Below are 25,195 nucleotides of genomic sequence, written 5' to 3' on the forward strand. Positions count from 1 at the left end.
GAAAAACGGTTCCGACTGGTACATCCGGTCGGGACCGTTTTTGTTTTGCCCCGGCGGCCCCGGCTCCCGCCGTCCCGGCCCGGGGCTGCCGCCGCCGCCTGATCAATGGTTTACTCAGTGGCCTGAACGGTCCCCTTCGCTGAGGAGCACCATGCCCGATTCAGCCGACCCCGGCCAGCCGCCCGCCGCGCCGCACCAGCCCGTGGACGTGTCCGCCCTGTCCCTGGAGCAGAAGGCGTCACTGCTTTCCGGCCGGGACTTCTGGTCCACCAAGGCCCTGCCGGAAGCCGGAATCGGCTCGGTCGTGATGACCGACGGCCCGCACGGGGTGCGGCTGCAGACCGGCGCCGCCGACCATCTGGGCCTGAACCGCAGTGCACCGGCGACCTGCTTCCCGCCCGCCGTCGCCGTGGGCTCCAGCTGGGATCCCGACGTAGCGCGCCGGCTGGGCGCCGCCGTCGGCGAGGAGGCGCGTGCCCTCGGTGTCGGCATCGTGCTGGGTCCGGGCGTGAACATCAAGCGCTCTCCCCTGTGCGGACGCAACTTCGAGTACTACAGCGAAGACCCGCTGCTCTCGGGACGGTTGGGGGCGGCCCACGTGGCCGGGCTGCAGGAACGCGGTGTCGGCGCCTCGGTGAAGCACTTCGCGGCGAACAACCAGGAAACCGAGCGGATGCGGATCAGCGCCGATGTGGACGAGCGGACGCTGCGCGAAATCTACCTGGCCGCGTTCGAGCACATCGTCCGCACCGCCGCCCCGGCCACCGTGATGTGCTCCTACAACCGGATCAACGGCGTCTACTCCTCGCAGAATCCCTGGCTGCTGACCACGGTGCTGCGCCGGGAGTGGGGCTTCACCGGTGCCGTGGTCTCGGACTGGGGCGCGGTCGCGGACCGCGTCGCCGCGCTCGCGGCCGGCCTGGATCTGCAGATGCCCGGCAACGGCGGGCTGGGCGACGCCGAGGTGGTCCGCGCCGTCCGGGACGGGCACCTGGATGAAGCTGTGGTCGACGCCGCCGCCGCCCGGGCAGCGGCCCTGGCCGCGCTGGCCCGGGAACCCGAGGGTGCCTTCGACGTCGACGCCCACCATAGGCTGGCCCGCGACCTGGCCGCAGGCTGCGCGGTGCTGCTGAAGAACGACGGCGTGCTCCCGCTGGACGGGCCGCAGCGGCTGCTGGTGGTCGGCGAGTTCGCCGTGGCGCCGCGCTTCCAGGGCGGCGGCAGCTCCCACATCAACCCCACCCGGGTGGACGTTCCGTTGGAGGCCGTCCGCACCCTGGCCGAGGAGCGCGGCGGGGCCGTCGAGTACCGGCAGGGATTCAGCCTGGACGGCGGCGGAGATGCCCCGGCCCTGGCGGCTGAGGCCGCGGCGGCGGCGGAAGGGTGCGACGTCGCCGTCGTGTTCGCCGGACTGGCCGACCAGGACGAGTCCGAGGGCGTGGACCGCGCCGGGATCGACCTTCCCGCCGCACAGGTGGGCGTGATCCGCGCCGTCGCCGCCGCTGCCCCGCGAACCGTCGTCGTCCTGTCCAACGGCGGGGTGGTGAGCCTCGAAGGCTGGCATGACGGGGTGGACGCCATCCTGGAGGGGTGGCTGCTGGGCCAGGCCGGCGGCGGCGCCCTGGCGGATCTGCTGTTCGGTGTGGCCAACCCGTCGGGACGGCTTGCGGAGACCATTCCGCTGCGCCTGCAGGACACCCCCAGCTATCTGAACTTTCCCGGCGAACTGGGCCATGTCCGGTACGGGGAAGGGGTGATGGTCGGCTACCGGGGCTTTGAGACGGCCGGCCGCGCGGTGCGTTATCCCTTCGGCCACGGCCTGAGCTACACCACGTTCAGCACCTCCGCCCTCACCGTGACCCCGGCGGGCCCGGACAGCGCCGTCGTCAGCCTCCGCGTGGCCAATACCGGCACCCGGGCGGGCGGCCACGTGGTGCAGTGCTATGTGGCCTCCGGGGACGGTCCGGTGCGCCGCCCGGAGCGCGAGCTGCGGGCCTTCGCCAAGGTGTTCCTGGAACCGGGCGAGGAACGGGAGATCCGGTTGGACCTGGGCCGCCGCGCCTTCGCGTTCTGGGACACGCCCGCCGGCGGCTGGCGCGTGGCGGGCGGCCGGTACCGGATCCAGATCGGGGAGAGCGCGGCGTGGATTGTGGCGGAGGCCGAGCTTCAGCTGGACGGAGACCGGCCCGACACCGCGCTCGATCTTGATTCCACGCTCGGCGAGTGGCTCTCCCATCCGGCCGCGGGACCGGTGCTGCGCCAGGCCCTGGCCGCGCTGGCTCCGGGAGGCAGCGGAGACGCCGGAGCCGATCTGCTGGAGATGATCTCCTCCATGCCGATGGGCCAGTTCCTGAACTTTACCGGTGCCGCCGTTCCCCGGGACCAGCTTGAGCAGCTGATGGCGCTGAGCCGTCAGGCGTGATTTCATCGAGCAGCTGCCCGAGCCGGGCGTCGTCAACGTAGGTCAGGCGGGTCAGCAGGTCCGTGATCCGGCGCCGCTGGGCCTCCGTGAAGCGGGTGGAGTCCAGAATGTCGCTGACCCACAGCCCGTCCATCGCCAGCCGCACGACAATGCCGATCAGCCCGGCGGGTTCGCGTGGATCCAGGTCCTGGCTGTCCAGGTTGCGGTTCAGGTACAGCAGCGATTCCGCCAGCTGGGGCCGGGTCACGGCCGTGGCCAGCAGGGAGACCTGGTCGGTATCACTGTTGGCCCGGGCATCGGAGAAGGCCTTGATGTACGCCCGGTCCCCTGCCCCGGGCTGATGCGGGTCCCGCTGCGCGGTGGTGTCCAGCTCCGCCACCAGGCGTTGGATCACCGACTCGACGTCCTGCTCGATCTCTTCCTGGGGTGCGCCCGGCCTGAACATTTTTCCTCCGTAAAACCGCCCGAATTGGAACTCAGCGGACAGCTGATCCGTCCATCGTAGGAAACCGCCCGGAGAAAAGACAGCCGGCCGGGAAAAACGCCGCGCACATCACACCACAAAGCACCCGGGCACCCTGCGGCTGGCTTTTATTTTTTTCTTGGGTATGGTTCGAACTACGGACCTACAGAAGGAGTTGGTTGGGATGGCAGGCAAGTCGCCGCGCGGTTCCGGAGCCAAGAAGACCGGCCGCACGATCCTGGAGAAACGCGCCGAGAAGCGGGCCAGGGCCGAGACCAGCGAGATCATCAAGCCCCGCAAGAACCAGCGCTGACGGAACGGCCGCCCGGCGTCGCCACACCGGGCGGCCACCCCCGTCGCAGCCCCCGCGCCGCCTGGCTTTGGACTGAAGCCTGGCGGGGCCGCTGCATATTTTCGGCACTCTGTGCGCCGTTTTCCGCAGATATTTTTCTGTTTTTGCTTTATGCCGCCTGCCTGCAATTACCGGCAGCCAGCAGGCTGTGCATTTCTTGGGGCCGCCGGAATTATCCAGCCGTTTATGCGCGCGCGCCGGGCGGTCTTTCTCCCGCCCGGCGCGCCGCCGTCCGGCCGTGCGGGCCGGTCCCTGCGGTCAGTACGCCTTGACCCGCTGGTCCACGATGAGGTGGATCAGCGCGAAGGTGCCTGTCTCGTCGATGGCCTGCAGGGCATCGCGGACGGCGCCGGGCACCTCGCTGTCCTGTTCGACCCGGATCCCCCAGCCGCCGAAGGCCCGGGCCATGGCCGCGAAGTCCGGGTTCTTCAGCTGCGTGCCCGAAACCCGTTCCGGATAGTGCCGCTCCTGATGGGTGCGGATGGTTCCGTATTCCTGGTTGTCCATGACGACCACCAGCGGCGTCGCACCGTACTGGGCGGCGGTGGCCAGCTCCTGCCCGTTCATCAGGAACTCGCCGTCGCCGGCGATGGTGACCACCCGGCGCCCCGGGAAGTTCAGCGAGGCGGCGATCGCGGACGGCACCGAATATCCCATGGAACCGTTGCGGGCGCTGATCATGGAGGCGAACCGCTCGGCCGGGAAGTACCGGTGCGCCCAGTTCGTGTGCTCGCCGGCGCCCAACGTCACGACGGCGTCCTCGGGCAGCGTCGGGACGAGGTTGGCCATGAGCGTGTCCATCCGGGCGCGGCCCTCGGCGGGCTCGGCAGGCGGCAGCGCCGCGAACTTCTCCTGCTCGGAGCGCATCCGCTCGGTGAAGGCCCGCCATTCGTCCCGCACGGGCAGGTCCATCTTCACGAGATCCCTCACGAAGACGTCGGGCTTGGCCACGATCTGCCAGGACACGGCGCCGGAGCGGCCGCGCAGCGAGGGATCGATGGTGACCAGGAAGTTCTTCCGCGCCCAGTCCTGGCGGATGATGAAGCCGTCGGTGATCACGTCACCGGGCACGGTGCCCACAAAGACCAGCAGGTCCGTCTCCTCGAGGAGGTCGTAGGTGGGCTTGGGCCGGCCGTAGCCGATCGGTCCCACATAGCTGGGCGAGCTGAACGGAATGTTGCCCTCGCAGCGCCATTCCACCGCGGCCGCGATGTGGTGTTCCTCCAGCCAGCGGGTCAGCTCATCCACGCCTTCCTGGGTCCAGTCATTGCCGCCGGTGACGAACAGGGGCTTCTCCGACTCCATGAGCGCATCCCGCAGGGCCTTCCAGTCCGTGACGGTCATGCCGCCCGGCGCGACCGGGATGACCGGATGCGGGGTGGGATCCACCTGCATTCGGATCACGTCCTCGGGCAGGCCGACGACGACGGGGCCGGGCCGGCCGCTGCTGGCGGCGAACATGGCTTCGGCGACGATCTCGGAGGCACGCTCGGGGTGGTCCAGGACCATGACGCGCTTGGCTCCGGTGTCGAACCAGGCCTTGATGTCGAACTCCTGGAAGGCCTCCCGGTCCCGGTGCTGGAACGGAATCAGGCCGACGAACAGCACCATGGGAGTCGAGTCCTGCCACGCGGTATGGAGTCCCACATGGGCGTTGGCGGCACCCGGGCCGCGGGTCACCATGGCCACGCCGGGCACCTGGTTCATTTTTCCGTCCGCCTCGGCCATGTAGGCCGCACCGCCTTCATGCCGGCAGACGATGGTCTCGATCGCGGAGTCGTGCAGGCCGTCGAGCACGTCAAGGTAGCTTTCCCCCGGGACGACGTACGCCCGCTTCACACCGTGGGCCGCCAGGGCATCCACGATGATGTGGCCCGCCGATTTGGTGGCTGCGGGGGCTGCGGCGCGCAGGGCGTCCGCCTCCAGGGTCGGCTGTTCCAGGGGCTCCGTTGCCATGTCGTGTCCTCGCAGATCTGCCCCGTCCGGACGCGGCCGGCCGGGGGTCGGTGATAACTCGGTATTTTCGAGCATGTTAGCCCGGGCACACCTATCGACCGCTTTGTTGCGTCACGAACCCGGGCTTATCCGGCGGCTGCCCGCAGCAGGGCGGTGCCCTGCATCATGCATTGAGGGCACCGTCCACGCTGTTGACAATGAGGATCACGCCCAGCGCTCCGACCACCCAGGACAGCGTGTTCGCGGCGTTGCGGGTGAGCCAGTCGTCCAGCCGCCGCAGCACCGGCTCCATGCGGCGCGCGGCCAGTATCCGTGCCGCCAGCAGCAGCAGGGCGGGCAGCACCATGACCGCGCAGTAGGCAGCCAGGACTCCGCCGGTCAGCGGCCATCCGGCTCCCGAGCCTGTGATCAGACCGATGGCGGCCAGATAGGGCAGCATGCTGGCTGCTTCCAGCCCGGCGGCCGCCAGGGCCAGGCCGGCAAGCGCCCCCGCTCCCCCGGTTCCGCCCTGCCCGACGGCGCGCTGCCGCCAGCGGCCAAGCCGGCCCGGCAGCGGCGGCGCCGCGGCGGGCGTGGAAGCATGCGGGGGCCCGGCGTCGGGGGCCTGCTGTGTGGCCGTCGTCCGGACTTCCGCCGCCTGCCGGGCAGCTTTGTCCCGCTTTGCCTTCGACTCCAGCTGGAAGCTCCAGGCGAGCAGGCCTGCGCCGCCCGCCAGCAGGATCAGTGCCGTGGGCCGTTCCTCGAACAGGGTACGGACCTCGAACCCGCCGTCCTGCCAGGGAATCATCATGAGGCCGCCGGCCAGGGCCAGGCCAAGGGCAAGGTAGAAGGCCGCCACCACGCCGAGGAAGAGCAGGACCCGGCCCGGCCGCAGCCGCCCGGGCGCCATCATCAGCCAGATGGGAATCAGCAGAGTGCCGAAGCTGGTCGAATCAATCAGCGCCAGGAGGGCCAGGACGCCCAGGAGTGTGATGCTCATGCCGCAAGCCTAGGAAGCCTCCGGGTCGCCGTCGTCCGTCAAAAGGAGGTCCCCCATCCGTCAAAAGGAGGAGGGACCTCCGGGCTCAGCCGGCGCGTTCCATCCGTCCGGAGATTCCGGAGATCAGGGCCAGAACCAACGCAGCCGAGCAGACGGCCAGGACCGGAACAACGATCCGGTCGGTTTCCCAGATGACGTGGCGCATCAGGTTGGCGAGCAGGCAGAGAGCCGCCGAGCCGGCGGCGGCGGCGCATATCCGCCGGTGATGGGCGGGCCGGGACGCCTCGGATACGGGTGCCGGCATCAGCGCGGCGGCGGCAAGGACCAGGCCGCTGCCCAGCGCCCCGAATCCGCCCGCACCCGCGGTGAGGGACAGCATCTCCTCCGCGGTCGGTTCAGTGGGCACCGGACCGAGAATGATCCCCCACAGCAGCAGGGTCGGCAGCGCCGCCGCAACCGCGAAGAGTCCCGCCGCGAGGTCCAGGGCCCGCGCCCTGCCGGGCGGCCCGCCGGCCGCCGGGGTTCCGGCACGCGTGGGACGGCGGCCCGATGGCTTTTCAGGCAGGCCGGAGGCGGTCTTCGTTCGGCCTTCGCGTTCCACTGCTCTTCCACCGCCCCGTCGTGTCCGGTCGTATCGGACCGCACCAGTATGCGCCCCGGCCCGTGGTTTGTCTCCCGGTTGCCGGGGCCGGTGGGACGGGAGGAAGCGGGCGGCTCCCGGGCCGCCCGCTTCCTGCCGTTCAGCGGCTAGAGGTCCTCACCTGTGGTCCCCCGCCGCCGCCGGACCGCGGCCAGGAGCACGCTTCCCAGCAACAGTGCCCCGGCGCCGATCGAGAACGCCAGGCCCACCCCGCTGCTGCCGGTGTCCGGAAGGTTTCCCGGCTGTTCCGGCCGCGGCCGGGGCGCGGGCGCCGGCCTGACGTCGGTGGCGTAGGTGTTGACCACCGCCAGCTCGGCCCTGCCGGCCGCCGGCACCGTGACGGCGGCCGGCAGCACGGTTTCCACGCTGACCGTTTCGGTGCGCCCGTCCGCGGTCTCCGTCACCGCGCATTCCGAGCCTGCCGGCACGCCCGGAAACTCCTGGCTGAAGCTGCCCGTGGTGCCGGCCGGCACGGTGACCGTCGCCGTCAGGCTGGGTTCCTCGCCGACCGTGCAGCGGACGTCGATGATCACTTCCGCCTGTTCTCCCGCGGCCGCCCCGGCGATCGTCTTGGTGACCGCGAGAATCCCCGGGCCGAACCCGTACGTGTTCGTCACGGTCAGCTCCGCTCCGTCGCCGGCCGGGATGGTGACCGGATCGGGCAGGTCGGTCAGAACGCTGACGGTTTCGGTGGCGCCGGTGACCGGTTCGGTCACCGAGCATTCCGCTCCGGCAGGGACGTCCTCAAAGGCGGTTTGGAACGTTTCCGTCTCCCCGGCGGGGATGTCCACCGTTTCGGACAGCACCTCTTCGTCGTTGAGGGTGCACAGCACCTCAAGCTGCACATCGCCCTGCCCGCCTGCCGCTGCCCCGGCAAAGACCTTGTTCACGGCCAGGGTTCCGGGAGCGAAGCTGTAGGTGTCGGACACCCGCACCTGGATCCGTTCACCGGGCGGCACGGCCACCGGGTCCGGCTCCACGATCACCACCGTGATTGCGGGGGTGGTGCCGGCCGTGACTTCCGTGACCGTGCACTCGGTGCCGGCAGGTATGTTGCGGTACTCGGAGACGTTTTCGCCGGTGCTTCCGGGCTGGATCGTCCAGGTCTGGAGCAGCACGGACCCGTCGGGACCGCAGCTGACGTCGATTTCAATCCCCTCCTGCAGCCCCGCCGCTTCACCGTCGATGGTCTTGACCACCTGGAGAAGGCCGTCTTTCAGGGTGTAGGTGTCCGTCGCCGTGGCCGTGACCGTACCGCCGGCGGGAATGGTCACCGTGTCGGGCAGGTCGACGTCCACCGCGACCTGCACGGTTTCCCCGGTGGCTGGTTCGGTGACGGCGCAGGAGGCGTTGGCCGGCACGTTCGGGAACGTCTCGGAGGTACCTGCCACTGCCTGGGCGGCGAGCTCCACGGTCTCGTCGAGCACGACGGCGCCGTCGGCGGTGCAGATGACCCGGAGGGTCACGGGACCCTGCTGGCCCACGGCAGGCCCGGCCAGGGCCTTGGCCACCGTGATGCTGCCCGGGTTCAGGGTGTAGGTGTCCGTGACGGTGATTTCCGCTCCGCCGCCGGCCGGGATGGTGACCGGACCGGTGATTTCGGTGGCGACCCCGACGGCGGCGGTCGCCCCGCTGCTGGTCTCCGTCACCGAACAGGACGCTCCCGCGGGCACGCCCTCATAGTCGTTGCGGACCGTGCCGGTGGCGCCGGCGGGGATGGTGATGGTTTCCGTCAGGACGGTTGCGCCGCCGCTGGTGCAGGTCAGGGCGAGGACGACCGGGCCCTGCTGGCCCGCTGCCGGGCCGGCAATGACCTTGTCGACCGCGATGACGCCGGGGTTGAAGGCCGTGGCGTTGCTGACCGTGGCCGTGACGCTGCCTGCCGCCGGAATGGTGACGGCCGCCGGCAGGGTGGGGGTGACGGTGACTTCCGTCGTACTTCCGGTGGTGGGTTCCGTGACGGTGCAGGAGGTGCCGGCCGGAAGGTCGCCGAACTCAGCGGTGAAGGTCTCGGCCTGGCCTGCGGGGATGGTCACTGTGGTGTCCAGCCCGTTGGTGCACACGACGTTGAGCACGATCTGTCCCTGGTTGCCCACGGCGTCACCGGTGAACAGTTTCTCCACGACCAGGGTTCCCGGCGCGAAGGTGTAGGTATCGATGACCGTTGCCGTCGCCGTCGTGTCCGCGGTGATGGTCACCGGCGCGGGAATCGAGGGAGTGACCAGCACGGTGTCGGTCGCCCCCGTAACCGGCTCGGTAATGGTGCAGACTGCGCCTGCACGGATCCCGGTGAAGGTCTGGGAGGTGTCTGCCGTGGTTTCGGCGGGCACGTTAAGGGTGAACTGGCCGTCGTCGCCGCAGTCGACGGCGATGGTCACCGCACCCTGCTGGCCCGCTGCTTCCCCGGCGATGCTCTTGGTGACGGTCAGGCCTCCGACGGCGAAGAACTCCGCGGTGGCCTCGGCGGTGGCGGAGATATCCCGGGTGGCGGCAAGGATCAGCTTCTGCGCGTCCGGCACCCCCGTCGTGTTGCCGTCGTAGAGGAAGACGTTGCCGCTCTGCACCGTGACCACCGCCCTGGCCGTGATCACGGCGGGCTCCGTACTGCCGGTGTCGCTGCGCACCCAGACCTGGGTGCCCGAGGGGACGGTTTCCGGCAGCGGCTGCGTACCGGCTGCATCGGAGTACAGGCTGTACCCCTCGGACACGGCCACCGTCAGCGTGGCGCCGTCTTCCGCGGTCAGCGTGTAGGGGCCGGTGAGGCCGGTCACCGGGCCCTCCGCGGTGGGCGGGTCGATGTTGACATCAGGGGCCTCGGGCTCCGCCAGCGGCCCGGCGGCGATGGTGTCGTTCACGATCGCCTGGACCGCCGAATAGAGCGGGTTGGAGGGGTTGACCACGTAGCCGTCGCTGAAGAACCAGATGGCCGCCTGCACGGCGGCCGCACGCTGGTTGTTGTTCAACCCGGCGGGCTGGCCGGGGACCGCCGGGTAGTAGGAGTTCAGGATCCGGGCCACGTAGCCGACGTTGGGGACGTTGGCCTCGCTCCAGGTGCCGTTCTCGTAGCCGATGTCCACCCGGGTGGAGGTGCGGATGTCGATGCAGTACGTGGGCACTTCCTCCGTGCTCTCCACGTCCTGGGCATAGATCACGCCGGCAAAGTCCACGTTGTCGGTCTGGTAGCCCGAGGGGATGGACGTCGGGTACTGGTTGACGGGCCAGGTGCTGCCCACGGGAGGCAGCGCTCCGGTCAGTCTCTGGCCCTCCCCGGTCCGGGTGATGATGAGGTCCGTATTGGGCCCTTCCACGATGGGGTTACCGCGTGGACGCTCGCGCTCGAAGATGGCTCCGGCGGGGACGCCGAGCGGCGCGGCGACCAGGAACAGTGCCAGCAGTGCCACGAGCAGTGAGCGAAGACCGTTGGAGCGGCTGAGGACCGGCCGCGGGCCCGACCGCGCGAAAGGGAGTGACGATGCCATAAGGGTGCCTGCCTCGGGTTGAAACTAAGCGCTGGTGAGACGCTCGGAACCCCAGACGCTAACGGCGGCGGCACGACACCAGAAGAGCAGACGGCGGAACTGGTGCCGCCGGCCCCTGATCGGCATGTCCCCGGGCAGCAAGATGCCCCGACCGGTCTTCCGGAACGGTCGGGGCATCCTTGTGTGTGACAACCAGCGGAGCGGGGCGACCGCTTAGCCACCCAAGCCCTGTGGCAGGGCCGGACCCCCATGGCTGCGACCGGGGAACGGGGTTCGGCCCTGCATCCAACGTACGATTTTCGGCTGGACGGTTTCTGGGAGCACGGTGGGCAGTGCCTCCATGCCGGCCATGCCGGCCATTCGGGCGGCCGGGATCAGGACTCGTAAGGGGCGGGGTAGGCCCGCGGCAGCTTGAGGCCGAGGTCCTCCATGACGCCGCGCAGCCTTGTGGGGTAGTCGGTGATGATGCCGGACACTCCGAGCTCGATCATCCGGACCATGTCGGCCTCCTCGTTGACGGTCCAGGGAATCACCGGCAGGCCGAGCCGACGTGCGTCGCGGATCATCGCCTCATCCACGCTGGTGTAAATGGGTGAGACGACGTCGTAGCCCTGGGCATGCGCCGCGCGCACCACCGATCCGCCGAAGTCGTCGATGTCGATGCCGCCCAGTTCCGGCACGGTGCCCGGCTGGCCGACGCCGAGCGACGCAGGGTCGGCCAGCGCCACGGTGCGCAGCTCGGGAGCGATGTCCCGGACCAGGTTCAGGGCGTTCCAGTCGAAGGATTGGATGGTGGTGCGCCGCTCCGCGTCCGCCGCGCGGACCTCCTCGACGACGGCTTGGGTGAGGGCCGCCATGCCCGGACCGCCGGCCTGCCCGTCCTCGACCTTGGTCTCCACGTTGAACCGCACCTTCCGGGCCCCGTAGCCGTCAGCGAGGGCATAGACGTCCCGCAGCTCCGCGATCCGGTTGCCCTCGACCACCTGCTGCTGGGGATATCCGGGCAGCTGCCGGTAGCCGCAGTCCAGGGTCTTCACCTGGGCCAGGGTCAGGGCCGCCACCCGGTCACCGACGTAGGGGTACTCGACGTCACCCGGGGTTGCCGGTGCGGTGTCCCGGCATTTTTCCGGCTGGATGATGTCGTCGTGCCAGACCACCACCCGTCCGTCCTCCGTGAGGTGGGTGTCCAGTTCCAGGGTGCTCACGCCGAGTTCCAGGGAGCGGGCGAAGGCGGTCAGCGATTCCTCGGTGTACTCGCCGCGCCCGCCGCGGTGGGACTGCAGGTCGAACCGCTGTCGCTGCCCGACGCCGGGGCTGCCGCTGCCACCGTCCCCGCCGTCGTCGGCTCCTGCGCGCATCGCCGCCGCCATGGCTTCGAAGATCCGGGTGTTCTCGTAGACCCCGTCGAGTTCCTCGGAGCCGGGGCCCATCGCGGTCAGCGGCACGTCCACCGCGGAGTGGCCTTCGGTGGTCCAGTCGACCATGAACTGCTGGTCGGAGTTCGCGACGTCGAGCGGCCCGTCCTCGGCCGACGGGCCGTCGCCGCCCTCATCGGGGTTGTCCGGATCGTCCAGCGATTCGATGGTCAGCCCGCCGGTCTCATGGTCGCCGACGACGATCACCAGGGTCTCGCCGTCCTGCTCGGCAAAATCCCGGGCCAGCCCGACGGCGCGGTCGAACTGGGCCCCCGAGGCCAGGGTGAGCGCGGCGTCGTTGACGTGGGCCATCGAGTCGATGCCCTCCTCCTCCACCAGGAGGAAGAAGCCGTCCTCCGCCGCGGAGAGCACGTCGAGGGCCTTGGCGGTCATCTCCGTCAGCGGCACCGTGGGAGCGTAGGATTCCTCGACGTCGTCGCCGTACTGGAACATCTCCTGGTTCGCGAACAGGCCCAGCAGCCGGTCGCCGTCGGCCGCCGCCAGCTGTTCGGCGTCGGTCACGTAGTCGTAGCCGAGGTCCCGTGCCCGCTCCACCAGGTTCCCGGCGCTGCCCTGGCTTTCCTCGGACGGGTCCTCAGGCGGGTTGTCCGGGAAGGCGCCCGGGTTGCCCGCCGGATACCAGTAGTCCTCGCCGCCGCCGAGGATGACCTCCGGGCGGGAGGACTCGAGGAACTGGCGGGCAATCTCGCTCTGCTCGTCCCGGTCCAGCACGTGGGAGCCGAAGGCGGCCGGCGTGGCGTCGGTGACCAGGCTGGTGGTGACCAGGCCGGTGGCCTTGCCCAGCTCCTCGGCAACCTCCAGGGCCGTGGGCACCGGCTGCCGGGCCAGGTCCATGCCGATCGCGCCGTTGTAGGTCTTCACGCCGGTGGCCATCGAGGTGGCCGCCGCGGCCGAGTCGGTGACGAACGTTTCCGGGTCCGCGGAGTTGGTGTGCGCGCGGCCCTCCACGGGCAGCGAGTCCATTTCGAGTTCCCCGCTGAGGCCCACCGTGCCCAGCCGGATCAGGTCCCGGGCCGCGGCACCCATGCCGTCCCCGACCATCAGGATCACGTTGCGGGCCGCGCCGTCGTCGCCGTTCCCGCCGTGGCCGCCGCCGTGGTCCTGACCCGGAGGGCCGCCGCGGCCCTCCCCGGATGTGCCGGGCACACTGCCCGTGCCGCAGCCGGCCAGCAGGAGCGCCGCCACCGCCGTCGTTGCCAGTGCCGTTCGTGTTCTGTTCATGGAAATCCGCCTTGGGAGTGTGCGTGCCCGCGAGGGCAGGGATGAATGCTCCTGCGGACGCTGCGCTCCCCCACCCCGCCGTGACGCCGGGCTCCCCCGCCTGCCGTCCGCGGGGGCCACCCTGCCAGTTCGCCTGCGCGGCCTGTCAACAGCGGCGGTGCCGTTCCGGCGCTCCGGGCGGCGGATCCGTCAGCCGGCGCCGGAGTGCGGCCCCGCGTCCGGCCCGTCCAGCCGACGCACGATCCGGGCCGGGTTGCCGACGGCCACGACGTTGGCGGGCAGGTCCCTGGTCACGACGGCGCCGGCGCCCACCACGGTGTTGTCGCCGATGCTGACTCCGGCCAGCACAATGACGCCGCCGCCCAGCCACACGTTGTTCCCGATCGAAATCGGCGCGGCCGCCTCGAGCTTGTCGCGGCGGGGGCCGGGCTCCACGGGATGCGTGGGGGTCAGCAGCTGCACGTTCGGGCCGATCTGGACGTCGTCGCCGATGCTGATCGGGGCCACGTCCAGGGCCGTCAGGTTGTAGTTGACGAAGCTGCGCGCACCGATGCTCAGGTACCGCCCGTAGTCGACGTACAGGGGCGGCCGCACTTCGGTCCCCTCGCCCAGGCCGCCCAGCAGTTCCCTGAGCAGCGGCGCCGCGGCGGCCGGGTCCTGCGGCCAGGTCCGGTTGTAGCGGTCGGAGAGGGCGATGGCCCGGCGGCTGTCCCGGGCAAGCTCAGGATCGTCGGCGATATACAGGTCTCCGGCCAGCATGCGTTCACGCATCGAGCGCGGATCATCGGGAAAGTGCTGCATTCGGGTCTCTCCTCGTGGTGCCCCCTGCCGGGCCGGGGAAGCGTTCCGGCCGACGCATTTCCGGCGTGTCCGCCCAAGGTTAGTCTTCCCCGATCGCGTGGGCTAACGTCGAGCCGGTCGGCACCGGAACCGTGCCGGGGAGCCAGAGACGGAGACGGAAGCAATGGCGGTGACGGAGAACAGGGGCGCCGGCGGCGCGGCGGCAACGGCCGACGGCGGGGTGCAGCGGGCACGGCTCGGCCTGGCCCTGCTGGGGGTGCTGCTGATTGCCGTGAACCTGCGGGTGGGTTTCGTCAGCGTCGGGCCGCTGCTGGGCAGCATCAGCACGGACCTGGACCTGACCAGCAGCCAGGCCGGCCTGCTCACCGGGCTGCCGCTCATTGCCTTCGCCCTGTTCTCGCCCCTCGCGCCGCCGCTGGCCCGCGGGGTAGGCCTGGACCGTGCGCTGTGGCTGTCCCTGCTGCTGCTCGCCGCCGGCATCGTGGGCCGTTCCCTGCCCGTGCCCGGCGCCATCTGGGCCGGAACCGCCGTCATCGGCATCGCCATTGCCTTCCTGAACGTCCTGCTGCCCTCGCTGGGCAAGCGGGACTTCCCCGAGCGCGTCAGCCAGGTCACCGGCATCTACAGCAGCGCGCAGAGCGCGGCCGCCGCCGTCGGCACGGCGCTCGTGGTGCCCATCGCCGGCACCACCCCTGACGGCTGGAGGCTGGCGCTCGGGGTGTGGGCCGGCGTCGCGCTGCTGGCCCTGGCGGCGCTGCTGCCCCGGGTGCTGCGGCGGGAACCGCCGGCGCCGACGGCGGCCGTCGAGGGTGCCGGGCGTTCGCCCTGGCGCAGCCTGCTCGGGTGGCAGGTGACGGCGTTCATGGGCCTGCAGTCCATTTCCTTCTACGTGTTCATGGCCTGGCTGCCCAGCATCGAGCACAGCTTCGGCATCAGCGAGGCCGAAGCCGGCCTGCACACCGCCATTTTCCTGCTGGTGGGCATGGCGGCCAGCCTTGTGGCCGGCGCCCTGCTGCACCGGTTCGCCGACCAGCGGGCGGTGGCGGTGGGCTCCTCGGTGCTGGCCGCCGTCGCGTTTGCCGGGCTGGCCGCCTTTCCCCAGGTGGTGCTGGTCTGGGTGGTCTGCGGCGCGGCGGCCGGCGGCGCCCTGATCGTCACGGCCCTGTCGCTGTTCAGCCTGCGGACCTCCAGCCCGGGCCAGGCGGCGTCGCTCTCCGGCATGGCGCAGTCGCTGGGCTACGGACTCGCCGCCCTCGGTCCGATCGGCTTCGGCGCCCTGTACGACGCGACCGGCAGCTGGACCCCCTCCCTGGTGGCCACCGCCGCCGTGATGGCGGTGCTGTGCGTGGTGGCGCTGCTCGTGGGCCGCAACCGCGTCATCGGCTGAACCGGCCCCCAGTGCGGTCCCGGGACCGCGGGCCGGGCCCGGCAGGCTAGGGAACCACGACCGCCTTCACCGCCCCCGGCCGCTCCCCGGCGGTGAGGGCCTGCTCGACGTCGTCCAGGCCGTGCCGGGAGGTGACCAGTCCGTCCAGGTCCACCAGCCCGCGGGCAGCCAGTTCGACGGCGGTGGGCCAGGTGTTCGCGTAGCGGAACGTGCCGGTGATGGTCAGCTCGCGGTTCTGCAGCAGCGGAACCGGCAGCGCCAGGGTGTCGGCGCCCATGCCGACGAGCACCGCCCGGCCCCTCGGCGCGAGCCGGGCCAGCCCGGAGAGCACGGCCGGTTCGGCGCCGGTCGCGTCGATGAACACGTCGTAGCCGCCGCCGGGCCAGGGGGCCGAGGCCTGCGGCGCGTCCTGCGGGGTGAAGGTTTCCGCGGCGCCGTAGCGTGCTGCCGCCTCCAGACGGTCCGTCCGGGTGTCGGTCAGCGTCACGACGGCGCCGGCCAGCTGCGCGACCCTGCTGATCAGCAGGCCGATCGGCCCGGCGCCCGCGACCAGCACCCGCTGGCCGAGCACGATCTGTCCGGCGGCGCGGGCGGCGAGGGCGACGCTGAGCGGTTCGAGCAGCGCCGCCGCCTCGTCGGAGACCGAGTCGGGCACCGGATGGCAGAAGGCCGCCGGATGGACGGCGTATTCGCAGAACACCCCATCCACGGGCGGGGTGGCGAAGAACCGGACGTCGGGGTCCAGGTTGTACCGTCCGCTGAGCGTCTGCGGCGAGTACGGGGCCGGGATGCCCGGTTCCAGGGACACGCGCTGGCCGACCTGCCGGTCTGTGACCCCGGGGCCGAGCGCCACGATCCGGCCGGAGGGCTCGTGGCCCAGCACCAGCGGCTCCTCCACCACGAAGTCCCCGATCCGGCCTTCCCGGTAGTAGTGCGTGTCGGAGCCGCAGACGCCGACGGCAAGGATGCGCACCAGCACGTCCCCGGGGCCGGGCGAGGGCACGGGACGTTCCTCCAGGCGCAGCTTTCCGGGACCGTCCAGCACGCTGGCGGTCATCGCCTCGGGCAGCGGCGTCACTTCACCGCGCCCATGGACAGGCCCCGGACCAGCTGTTTCTGTGCAATCCATCCGGCAAGGATAACGGGCAGCGACGCGAGGACGGACGCGGCGGAGAGCTGGGCCAGGAACAGGCCTTCGCTGGTCATCTGCGAGACGAGGAACACGGGCACGGTGGCGGACTTCCCGGCGGTGAGGATCAGCGCGAAGAAGAACTCGTTCCACGCGAAGATCACGCAGATCAGCGCGGTGGCGGCCAGCCCGGGGGCGACCATGGGCATCAGGACCCGACGCAGCGTCGTCAGCAGCCCCGCGCCGTCCATCTGCGCCGCTTCCAGCACCTCGCCGGGGACCTCCTGGAAGAAGGAGCGCATCATCCATACGGCAATGGGCAGGTTCATGGAGGTGTACAGCACCACCAGGGTCCAGACGTTGTCGAGGACCTTCAGCTGCCCCGCGATGACGTAGATCGGCATGATCACGGCCACCACGGGCAGCATGCGGGTGGAGATGAAGAAGAACAGCACGTCGGAGGTCTTTTTCACCGGCCGGATGCTGAGCGCATAGGCGGCGGGCACCGCCAGCAGGACCACCAGCACCGTGGACACGCCCGTGGCGATCACGGAATTGAGGAAGTAGGAGCCGGCACCGGCGTCGAGCACCGCCCGGTACTGGTCCAGGGTGGGCGCGAAGACGAAGGTCGGGGGCGTCGACGCCGCCGCGGACTCCTGCTTGAAGCTGGTGAGCACCATCCACAGCACCGGGGAGAAGAAACCGACGGCGAGGATCCAGGTCAGGGCCGTGAGCAGCGAGGCCGGTGCACGCCGGGCCGGCCGGCGCGCCGGTTCGGGGGTGCCGGCCGAGTCCGGCCGGCTCGACGGGGCGGGAGCGGTGGAGGTGGCCACGGATCAGTCCTTTACGTCGAAGCTGCGGAAGATCAGGCGGAGGGCGAGCGTGGCGACGACGATGGTCGCCACCACCACGACCACGCCCATGGCGGCGGCCTGGCCGATGTCGAAGCCCAGGAAGGCGCGCTGGTAGATGTAGAAGGGAAGGTTGGCACTCGCCGTGCCCGGCCCGCCGGCGGTCATCAGGTAGATCTGGTCGAAGGTGTTGACCACGTAGATGGCGCCGAGCAGCACGCCGAGTTCGATGTAGCGGCGCAGCTGCGGCAGGGTGACCCAGACGAAGGTGCGCCACCAGCCCGCGCCGTCCACCTGCGCCGCCTCCAGCACGTCCTTGGGCTGGGCCTGGAGTCCGGCCAGCACGAGCAGCATCATGAACGGCGTCCACTGCCAGACCAGCGACATCAGGATCGAGACGATCGGATGCGCGCTGGTCCAGTCGACGGGCGGGATCCCGATCAGTCCGATCAGCCAGTTCATCAGCCCGTAGGTGGGGTTGAGGATGGACACGGACCAGAGCAGCGAGTTGGCCACCGGCATCACCAGGAACGGCGTGATCAGCAGGGTGCGGGCCAGGCCGCGGCCGCGGAACGGGCGGTCCAGCAGCACGGCGAACACGATGCCCAGGAGCATCGCGAAGAACACGCAGCCAAGGGTAAAGAGCACGCTGTTCAGCGCCGCGCCCCGGAAGGTGGAGTCGGCGAAGATGTCGACGTAGTTGGACAGGCCGACGAACTGCTCGCTGCCCGGGCGCAGCAGGTTCCAGTTCTGCAGCGAGTACCAGATGGTGAACAGGAACGGAATCTGGGTCACCACGATCGTGAAGATCAGCGCCGGCAGCAGCGGCCCGCGCCGCCGCCAGCCTTCGGCCCGGGACACGCTGCGCTGGCGGACGGCGCTGCGGCGCGCCTGCAGCGTCTCGACGGCGGTGCTCATCGGCCTTCTCCTGACTGGTAGCTTTCGCCGACCGTTTCGGCATACTGCTGCGCCTGCTCCAACGCCTCGGGCACGCTCTTCTGCCCGGCGACAGCTGCGGAGATCTGCTGCGCCACCCGGGTGCCGAGGTCCTGGAATTCGGGGATGCCCACGAACTGCAGGCCCGGGTAGGGCACCGGTTCGGTCATGCTCGTCTCCTGCGCCGCGCTGGCCATGGCCTGCAGGGTGGGCTCCGAGTAGGCGGAGCTCACCTCGGCATATTCGGGAATCTCGTAGGTGGACATCCGGCTGCCCGGCGGCACCCGCTCCCAGCCGATCTCCTCGCCGACCAGCCGCATGTAGTCCTTGTCCGTCATCCAGGACACGAAGTCCCAGGCGGCGTCCTTCTGGTCGCTGGTGGCGGGTATGGCCAGGGACCAGCTGTAGAGCCAGCCGGCGCTTTCGGTCTCCTGCACCGGCGCCTGGACGTAGCCGGTGCGTCCGACGACGGTGGAGGACGCGGGATCCTCGATGGCCGACACCATGGCGGTGGCGTCGTACCACATGGCCGCGTCGCCTTGGGCGTAGCGGGTCAGGCAGTCGCCGTAGCCGCTGGTGGCGGCGCCGGGCTGGCCGTAGCTGCGGACCAATTCCACATAGTCGGTGACGGCGGCCTCGACCTCCGGGCTGTCCAGCTCGGCGTTCCAGTCGGCGTCGAACCAGCGGCCGCCGTAGGTGTTCATCACCGTGCTGAGCGGGGCCATGATTTCCCCCCAGCCGGCCAGGCCGCGCAGGCAGATGCCGGAGAACCCGGCGTCGGGATCGTGCAGCTGCTCGGCGAAGCCGCGCACCTGCTCCCAGGTGGGGGTTTCCGGCATTTCCAGGCCGGCTTCCTCGAACAGATCGGTGCGGTAGGCGAGGAACGAGGATTCGCCGTAGAACGGCACCGAATACAGTTCCCCTTCGTAGCTGAGGGCCTCGCGGATGGTGGGCACGAAGTCGTCGGGGTCGTAGCCCTCGGTCGTGTCGGCGTAGTCCTGCAGGTTGGTGAGCCAGCCGTTTTCGGCCCACATCGGGGTTTCGTAGTTGGAGATCATGACGACGTCGAACTCGCCGCCCCCGGTGGCCACGGACGCGGTGATCTTGGCCCGGGCCTCGTTCTCCGGCAGGGACACAAACCGCACATCGATGTCCGGGTGCTTCTCGGTGAAGTCCTCCTGCAGCGAGATGGCGTCCTGCATCTGCGGGTTGGACACGATCGCGACGACGATCTCCGGGCGGGCTTCGGCTTCCCCGGACGCGCAGCCGGTGAGCGCCAGTCCCGCGGCGGCGCCCAGCGCCGTCCACCGGCCCGCCCGGCTCCGGCGCGACGTCCCCGATCCCTTACTGCCTCGTTGCAGCATCCGCTCCTCCACTCCCCGGCGGGCGGAAGTGCTTCCGATACCGCTCACATGTGATTTAGCTCGCGCTCATTTGAACACAGACCCTAGTCCTATACACTCCCCATAAGCAACAGCGACGGACGTTTCCGGGTATCGCTGCCACAGGATTCACCGCAGGCCCAGCCCGCGGTACAGGGAACGGGGACCGCCATTACTGCGCCGCACGGCTCCCATGAGGAGCTCCTTGCCCGGATCGGGCGTGACTATTACCTTCGGAACCGCTCCAAGGTGGAGATCGCCCGGGACCACGGCCTGTCCCGGTTCCAGGTGGCCCGCCTGCTGGAGGAGGCCCGGGCGCTGGGCATCGTCAGGATCGAGGTGGCCTTTCCCGACGCCGTGCCGCCGCAGGACGAACTGGAGGCGGCGCTGGGCGTTTCCCGCCTGCTCATCGTTCCCGCCGCCGCGGACGACGCCGGAACCCGGGACCAGCTGGCCCGTGCGGCGGCCGCCGCGCTGGCCGAGGCGGTCGCCCCGGACGCCACGGTCGGCATCTCCTGGTCGCGCACCCTGGACCGGGCGGCCACGTATCTGACCGCGCTGCCGCCGTGCGCCGTCGTCCAGCTGGCCGGGGCGCTGCCGGTGCCGGGCACCGGCAATTCGATGGAGCTGGTGCAGACCCTGGGCAGGCTGCCCGGGGTCCGCACGTGGCCGCTGTGGGCACCCCTGGTGGTGGGCAGCGCCGAGACGGCGGCCAGCCTGCGCGGACAGCCCGAGGTCGCTGACGCCCTGGGCCTGGCGGACGCGCTGGACCTGGCCGTGGTGGCGATCGGGGCCTGGGCGCCGGGGCTGTCGACGGTCTGGCCCCGGGTGGACAACCCGCTTCGCCTGGCCGCTGCCCGCGCCGGCGCCGTCGCGGAATGCTCGGGCCGGCTGCTGGACGCAGAAGGGCGGCCCGTGCCGTCGGAGCTCGATGACCGGGTCCTGGCGGTGACCGTCGCACAGCTGCAGGCCACGCCCCGGGTCATCGCCGTGGCACAGGGCGCCGAGCGCGCCGAAGCGGTGCTGGCCACCCTGCGGGCCGGCTTCATCACGACCCTGATCGTCGACTCGGGGCTGGCGGCAGCGCTGGCGGCGCTGGCGGCCGAGGCCTAGCTTTGCGTCTGCCCGCCGGGGAGGAGCTGTCCGGCGGCGAGGGCTTCCACCGTCGTCCGGGCCCCGCCGGCGTGCAGGGACGCCAGCGCGGCGAGGTAGGCCTGGGTGAACCGCTCATCCTCGGCCAGGTCGCCGAAGAGTTCACGCTGCCGGATGAACGCGGCCGGATCCTCCGGGTGCCGGGCGGCTGCGGCCATCACCTGCTCCCGCAGCCGGTCCACCACCTCGATCGGGTCACCGGATTCATCGGCGCCTTCGGCGTAGCGGGCCCAGCTGGCCACGATGCCGGCCGAGCGGCTGATCTCTCCGCCTGACGCGAGGTTCTCCCGGATCACGGGGAGCAGCCACTTGGGGATCCGGTCGGAGCTCTCGGCGCAGAGCCGGGCGAGCGTGTCCCTGACATGTTCGTTGGAGAAGCGCTCGATCAGCCGCTGCCGGTAGGCGGCCAGGTCCACGCCCGGCACCGGCTGCAGCGTGGGTGTGGCCTCCCGTTCCATATAGTCCAGCAGGAAGCCGGCGAACAGCGGATCCTGGCAGACCTCATGGGCATACCGGTAGCCGGCCAGGTAGCCGAAGTAGCACAGGCCCTGGTGGCTGGCGTTGAGCAGCCGCAGCTTCATCAGCTCATAGGGTTCGACGTCGTCCACCAGCTGCACGCCGGCTTCCTCCAGCGGCGGCCGGCCGGCGGGGAAGGTGTCCTCCAGGACCCACTGCTCGAAGTCCTCGCTGACCACCGGCCAGGCATCCTCGATGCCGTAGTCCCCGGCCACCGCCGCGCGGTCCGCGTCGGAGGTGACCGGGGTGATGCGGTCCACCATGGAATTCGGAAAGGCGACGTGCTCCTGGATCCAGGCTCCCAGCTCCGGATCCTTGAGGCGGGCGTAGGCGGTGAACATACGCCGGGCGACGTCGCCGTTGCCCTGGATGTTGTCGCAGGACATCACCGTGAAGGGCGCAATGCCCCGCTCGCGGCGCCGCCGCAGGCCCTCCGTGACCAGGCCGAACACCGTGCCGGGCACGGCACCGTCGGCGAGATCGGCGGCGACGGCGGGGTTGCCGCCGTCGAACTCCCCGGTGACGTGGTGGAAGTTGTATCCGCCCTCGGTGACGGTCAGCGAGACGATCCGGATCTCCGGCGAGGCCAGCCGCTCAATGACGGCCTCCGGGTCCTCCGGGGCGTACAGGTAATCGATGATGGAGCCGATCACGCGGGCCTCGCGGGTTCCGTCCGGATGCTTCACCACCAGCGTGTAGAGGCAGTCCTGGGCATCCATGACGGCCTTCATGGCGGCGTCGCCGGGAAGCACGCCCACGCCGCAGATGGCCCAGTCCCGGGCCAGGCCGGCATTCATCAGCCGGTCCAGGTACATGGCCTGGTGCGCCCGGTGGAAGCCGCCGACGCCGAAGTGCATGATGCCCGCGGACAGCCCCGCCCGCGGGTAGGTCGGCACGCCGACGGTTTCGGGAAGGGCGGCAAGCGCCGCCCCGGTGAGCCTGGCCATCTGCCGCCCCTTCCTGCGCGCGCTCCGGACTCCTGCGGAGCGTCTGGTCCGGCCAACCTATCATCTGAGCGAATCTGCGGCATCAGATGAGCAGAGAATGGCCGTCCCGGCGGGCAATGGAAACGGCCGAACGGCGCACGCATATGCGGGCGGACCGGCCGCGGGAGATGTAGCCTGCCGGCACACCACTTCAGCGGTCCGGCCCGATGCCGGCTCCAGACAGGCAGGGGCGCCCGTGAGCAGCAACTTTGGGGACTATCAGCTCGGGATCTACATGGCCGGAGCCAGAGGCATGGCACCCGAGCTGCCCATCGGATATGCCGCTACGGAGGCCCTGGCGGAGACGGTCATGGAGCCCCGGATCCACGGCTACGTGGCCGGCGGGGCCGGGAATGAACACACGCAGCGGGCCAACGTCGCGGCCTTCGACAGGCTGGGCATCATGCCGCGCATGATGGTGGGCGCCGCGCAGCGGGATCTGTCGGTGGAGCTGTTCGGCCACCGCCTGCCCTCTCCCCTTTTCCTCGCCCCGGTGGGCGTGCTGGGCGCGGTGGCCGACGACGGCGACCTGGCCGCCGCGGCGTCCTCCGCTGAGCTGGGTGCCCCGATGGTCGCCTCGACGCTGTCGCAGGCGCCCCTGGAGCAGGTGCGGGCCGCGACCGGTGATACTCCGGCGTTCTTTCAGCTGTACCCGCCGGCGGACCGCGACCTGACCGAAAGCCTGGTGCACCGGGCCGAAGCCGCCGGTTACGCCGGGATCGTCATCACCCTGGACACGTGGGTGAACGGCTGGCGGCCCCGGGACCTGGGCGCCGCCTACCTGCCCATGCTGAGCGGGCAGTGCCTGGCCAACTACCTGAGCGACGACCGTTTCCGGAAGCTGCTGGCCGAGCAGGGCACGGACGATCCCGCCGCCGCCGTCATGCTCTGGGCCTCCCTGTTCGGCAACCCGGCCATGACATGGGCGGACCTCGCCTGGTTCCGGTCGCTGACCGACCTGCCCATTATCCTCAAGGGCATTTGCTCCCCGGAGGACACCCGCCGGGCGCTCGACGGCGGCATGGACGGCATCTACTGCTCCAACCACGGCGGGCGGCAGGCCAACGGCGGAATTCCCGCCATCGACTGCCTGCCCGCTGTCATCGAGGCGGCCGACGGCGCTCCGGTGCTCTTCGACTCGGGCATCCGCTCCGGCGTCGACGCCCTGCGTGCCCTGGCCCTGGGCGCGACGGCGGTGGGCATCGGCCGCCCCTACGTGTACGGGCTGGCCGTGGGCGGGCAGGCGGGAATCACGCACGTGATGCGTTCCCTGCTCGCCGAGGCGGACCTGACCATGGCGGTCAACGGCTATCCAGACCTCGCCTCCCTGCGCGGAGCGCTGCACCGGCTGTGAGCCGGGGGCGTGCCCGGCCGATCAGGCGGGCCGCCCCCGGTGTCATCAGGCGCCGGCCGCGGCCTCCACCGCCGCTTCGGCAGCCGTGCCCGGGCCGACGCCGGTCAGCAGCGCCGCGGCGCGCTCGGCAATCATGATCGACGGCGCGTTCGTGTTGCCGGTGGGCACCAGCGGCATGATCGATGCGTCGGCGACGCGGACGCCGTCGAGCCCGCGGACCCGCAGCGTGCGCGGATCCACCACGGCCATCGCGTCCAGGCCCATTTTGCAGGTGCCGACCTGGTGGTGATAGGTCACCGCGGTGTCGCGGACGTACCGTTCCAGGTCCTCGTCGCTGTCGGAGACGTCCGGCCCGGGATAGACCTCCTCGGGGCCCCATTCCGCCAGCGCCCGGGTCCGCCCCAGCTCACGGCACTGCCGCACCGAGGCGACCAGCGAGTCGACGTCGGCCTGCTCGGTGAGTGCGCCCAGGTCGATCCGGATCGGATCCTCCGGCGCGGGGCCGGAGAGCGTGATTTCGCCGCGGCTGAGCGGGCGCACGATGCCGGCGACCAGCGAGAACCCGTTCTCCGGGCCGGACATCGAGTCCAGGAAGTACATCGGCAGCGAGAAGTGGATCGGCTGGGTGTCCGGCACCGCCAGGTCGGGGTTCGACTTCCAGAACAGATGCGTCTCCGCGGCACCCACCTCGCAGTCGGGCACCGGTTTGGCGGTGGTGGTGTAGATGACCGGGGCGAGCAGGTGGTCGTGCAGGTTCTTGCCCACGCCGGGCAGGTCCAGCACCGGGTCGACGCCGACGGCGCGCAGCTCCTCCGCGGGCCCGACGCCGGAGCGCAGCAGTGCCTCCGGGGAACCGATCGCCCCGGCGGCCAGGATGGTCTCCGCGGCGCGCAGCGTCTTGACCTGCCCCTCGTGCTCGAACTCGACGCCGGTCACGGCGCCGGCTTCGATCAGCAGGCGGCGCACGGTCGCACCAGTCAGCAGGGTGAGGTCAGGGGAATCGGCGACCGGGCGCAGGTAGGCGTGCCAGGTGTTGAACCGTTTACCGTCACGCACGTTCAGCTGCATCTTGGAGACGCCCTCGACGTCTCCGGAGTTGTAGTCCTCGTTCAGCTTGATGCCCATCTCCTGGGCGCCGGCCAGGATGGACTCCTGCACCGGGTTCATCGGGAAGTTCCCGACGACGTCGAGCGGGCCGTCGGTGCCGCGGGACTCGGAGGCACCGCCGTCGTAGTTTTCGATGGCGCGGAAGACGGGGAGCACGTCCTCCCAGCTCCAGCCGGGGCAGCCGAGGTAGTTCCAGGTGTCGTAGTCCTGCTTCGCCCCACGGACCCAGATGGTCGCGTTCAGGGCGTGCGAGCCGCCGAGGACCTTGCCGCGGGGCAGGTGGATCCGCCGGTTGGAGCAGCCGGGCTGTTCCTCGGTGTAGTAGTCCCAGTCCTCGGGCCCGTGCCAGAGCCCTCCGGCTTCGTGCACGTTGGCGATGATCGGGTTCGTGTCCTCGCCGCCGGCTTCAAGGACGGTGACGCGGTGGCCGGCGTCGAGCAGGCGGCGGGCGATGACGCAGCCGGCCGAGCCGGCGCCGATGACGATGTAGTCGGATTCCATGTGGGGGGCCTTTCCAGGGTGGTGCGGAGGTGCGGTGCCGGGCCGGTGGGGGTTTGGCGGCCCGGCACCGCGGCGTGCCGGGCGGCGCCGCCCGGCACGCGGAGGATCCCGGGACGCTGGCGCGGAGCCGGCGCCCGGAAACCGT

General features: G+C 70.7%; 18 protein-coding genes. 5 read left to right on the forward strand and 13 right to left on the reverse strand.

All coding sequences use genetic code 11. The annotated features are described in order from the left end of the window. Positions 1 to 151: 151 nt before the first annotated feature. Positions 152 to 2,422, forward strand: coding sequence for a glycoside hydrolase family 3 C-terminal domain-containing protein (locus AC5RV6_RS05275; RefSeq protein ID WP_494006227.1), 2,271 nt, complete (start codon positions 152 to 154; stop codon positions 2,420 to 2,422). Here the strand turns inward: AC5RV6_RS05275 and AC5RV6_RS05280 are convergent. Then, a complete protein-coding gene (locus tag AC5RV6_RS05280) occupies positions 2,358 to 2,867 on the reverse strand; it encodes a TetR family transcriptional regulator (RefSeq protein ID WP_494006228.1) in 510 nt (169 codons plus the stop codon). The two genes, AC5RV6_RS05275 and AC5RV6_RS05280, sit on opposite strands and share 65 nt — an antisense overlap. A 202-nt stretch (positions 2,868 to 3,069) precedes the next feature. Between AC5RV6_RS05280 and AC5RV6_RS05285 the strand changes: the two genes are divergently transcribed. Beyond that, complete coding sequence (locus AC5RV6_RS05285) at positions 3,070 to 3,198, forward strand: hypothetical protein (protein WP_494006229.1); 129 nt, start codon at positions 3,070 to 3,072, stop codon at positions 3,196 to 3,198. 297 nt (positions 3,199 to 3,495) lie between these two features. Here AC5RV6_RS05285 and AC5RV6_RS05290 read toward each other — a convergent pair whose 3' ends face one another. The 6 genes from AC5RV6_RS05290 to AC5RV6_RS05315 form a co-directional block, all read right to left on the reverse strand. Further along, complete coding sequence (locus tag AC5RV6_RS05290) at positions 3,496 to 5,193, reverse strand: thiamine pyrophosphate-dependent enzyme (protein WP_494006230.1); 1,698 nt, start codon at positions 5,191 to 5,193, stop codon at positions 3,496 to 3,498. A 163-nt stretch (positions 5,194 to 5,356) separates the two neighbouring features. Beyond that, on the reverse strand, positions 5,357 to 6,172 hold the full coding sequence (locus tag AC5RV6_RS05295) for a GAP family protein (RefSeq protein ID WP_494006231.1): 816 nt from the start codon (positions 6,170 to 6,172) through the stop codon (positions 5,357 to 5,359). A gap of 85 nt (positions 6,173 to 6,257) precedes the next feature. Next, positions 6,258 to 6,773 carry a hypothetical protein gene (locus AC5RV6_RS05300; RefSeq protein ID WP_494006232.1) on the reverse strand — a complete coding sequence of 172 codons (516 nt, stop codon included), beginning with the start codon at positions 6,771 to 6,773 and terminating at the stop codon, positions 6,258 to 6,260. A gap of 146 nt (positions 6,774 to 6,919) precedes the next feature. Further along, positions 6,920 to 10,213: a DUF5979 domain-containing protein gene (locus tag AC5RV6_RS05305; protein ID WP_494006233.1), complete on the reverse strand. Its 3,294-nt coding sequence runs from the start codon at positions 10,211 to 10,213 to the stop codon at positions 6,920 to 6,922. 452 nt (positions 10,214 to 10,665) lie between these two features. Continuing rightward, positions 10,666 to 12,948 carry an alkaline phosphatase gene (locus AC5RV6_RS05310; protein WP_494006234.1) on the reverse strand — a complete coding sequence of 761 codons (2,283 nt, stop codon included), beginning with the start codon at positions 12,946 to 12,948 and terminating at the stop codon, positions 10,666 to 10,668. 189 nt (positions 12,949 to 13,137) lie between these two features. Next, entirely contained in the window at positions 13,138 to 13,749 is a 612-nt protein-coding gene (locus AC5RV6_RS05315; RefSeq protein WP_494006235.1) for a sugar O-acetyltransferase, read from the reverse strand. A gap of 169 nt (positions 13,750 to 13,918) precedes the next feature. Between AC5RV6_RS05315 and AC5RV6_RS05320 the strand changes: the two genes are divergently transcribed. Then, positions 13,919 to 15,136, forward strand: coding sequence for an MFS transporter (locus AC5RV6_RS05320; protein ID WP_494006236.1), 1,218 nt, complete (start codon positions 13,919 to 13,921; stop codon positions 15,134 to 15,136). 46 nt (positions 15,137 to 15,182) lie between these two features. Here the strand turns inward: AC5RV6_RS05320 and AC5RV6_RS05325 are convergent, their stop codons facing one another. Genes AC5RV6_RS05325 through AC5RV6_RS05340 form a run of 4 tightly spaced genes read right to left on the reverse strand, consistent with a single transcriptional unit; the run spans position 15,183 to position 19,464 of the window. After that, a complete protein-coding gene (locus tag AC5RV6_RS05325) occupies positions 15,183 to 16,193 on the reverse strand; it encodes an NAD(P)-dependent alcohol dehydrogenase (protein ID WP_494006627.1) in 1,011 nt (336 codons plus the stop codon). Positions 16,194 to 16,210: 17 nt separating this feature from the next. After that, positions 16,211 to 17,098: a carbohydrate ABC transporter permease gene (locus tag AC5RV6_RS05330; RefSeq protein WP_494006237.1), complete on the reverse strand. Its 888-nt coding sequence runs from the start codon at positions 17,096 to 17,098 to the stop codon at positions 16,211 to 16,213. A 3-nt stretch (positions 17,099 to 17,101) separates the two neighbouring features. Beyond that, entirely contained in the window at positions 17,102 to 18,034 is a 933-nt protein-coding gene (locus AC5RV6_RS05335) for a carbohydrate ABC transporter permease (protein WP_494006238.1), read from the reverse strand. After that, positions 18,031 to 19,464: an ABC transporter substrate-binding protein gene (locus tag AC5RV6_RS05340; RefSeq protein WP_494006239.1), complete on the reverse strand. Its 1,434-nt coding sequence runs from the start codon at positions 19,462 to 19,464 to the stop codon at positions 18,031 to 18,033. Before AC5RV6_RS05340 ends, AC5RV6_RS05335 begins: the two co-directional genes overlap by 4 nt. Positions 19,465 to 19,683: 219 nt before the next feature. Here AC5RV6_RS05340 and AC5RV6_RS05345 point away from each other — a divergent pair, with 219 nt between their 5' ends. After that, entirely contained in the window at positions 19,684 to 20,547 is an 864-nt protein-coding gene (locus AC5RV6_RS05345; RefSeq protein WP_494006240.1) for a sugar-binding transcriptional regulator, read from the forward strand. On the opposite strand, the gene AC5RV6_RS05350 is transcribed toward AC5RV6_RS05345, so the two are convergent. Further along, positions 20,544 to 22,049: a mannitol dehydrogenase family protein gene (locus AC5RV6_RS05350; RefSeq protein ID WP_494006241.1), complete on the reverse strand. Its 1,506-nt coding sequence runs from the start codon at positions 22,047 to 22,049 to the stop codon at positions 20,544 to 20,546. The two genes, AC5RV6_RS05345 and AC5RV6_RS05350, sit on opposite strands and share 4 nt — an antisense overlap. 235 nt (positions 22,050 to 22,284) lie before the next feature. On the opposite strand from AC5RV6_RS05350, the gene AC5RV6_RS05355 reads away from it, so the two are divergent. Further along, the gene (locus tag AC5RV6_RS05355) at positions 22,285 to 23,442 is read left to right on the forward strand and encodes an alpha-hydroxy-acid oxidizing protein (protein ID WP_494006242.1); all 1,158 of its coding nucleotides are present in this window, start codon (positions 22,285 to 22,287) and stop codon (positions 23,440 to 23,442) included. Between the two features lie 45 nt (positions 23,443 to 23,487). Here AC5RV6_RS05355 and AC5RV6_RS05360 read toward each other — a convergent pair whose 3' ends face one another. Then, positions 23,488 to 25,050 carry a GMC family oxidoreductase gene (locus AC5RV6_RS05360; protein WP_494006243.1) on the reverse strand — a complete coding sequence of 521 codons (1,563 nt, stop codon included), beginning with the start codon at positions 25,048 to 25,050 and terminating at the stop codon, positions 23,488 to 23,490. Positions 25,051 to 25,195: the final 145 nt, after the last annotated feature.

The organism is Arthrobacter saudimassiliensis, assembly GCF_059090665.1.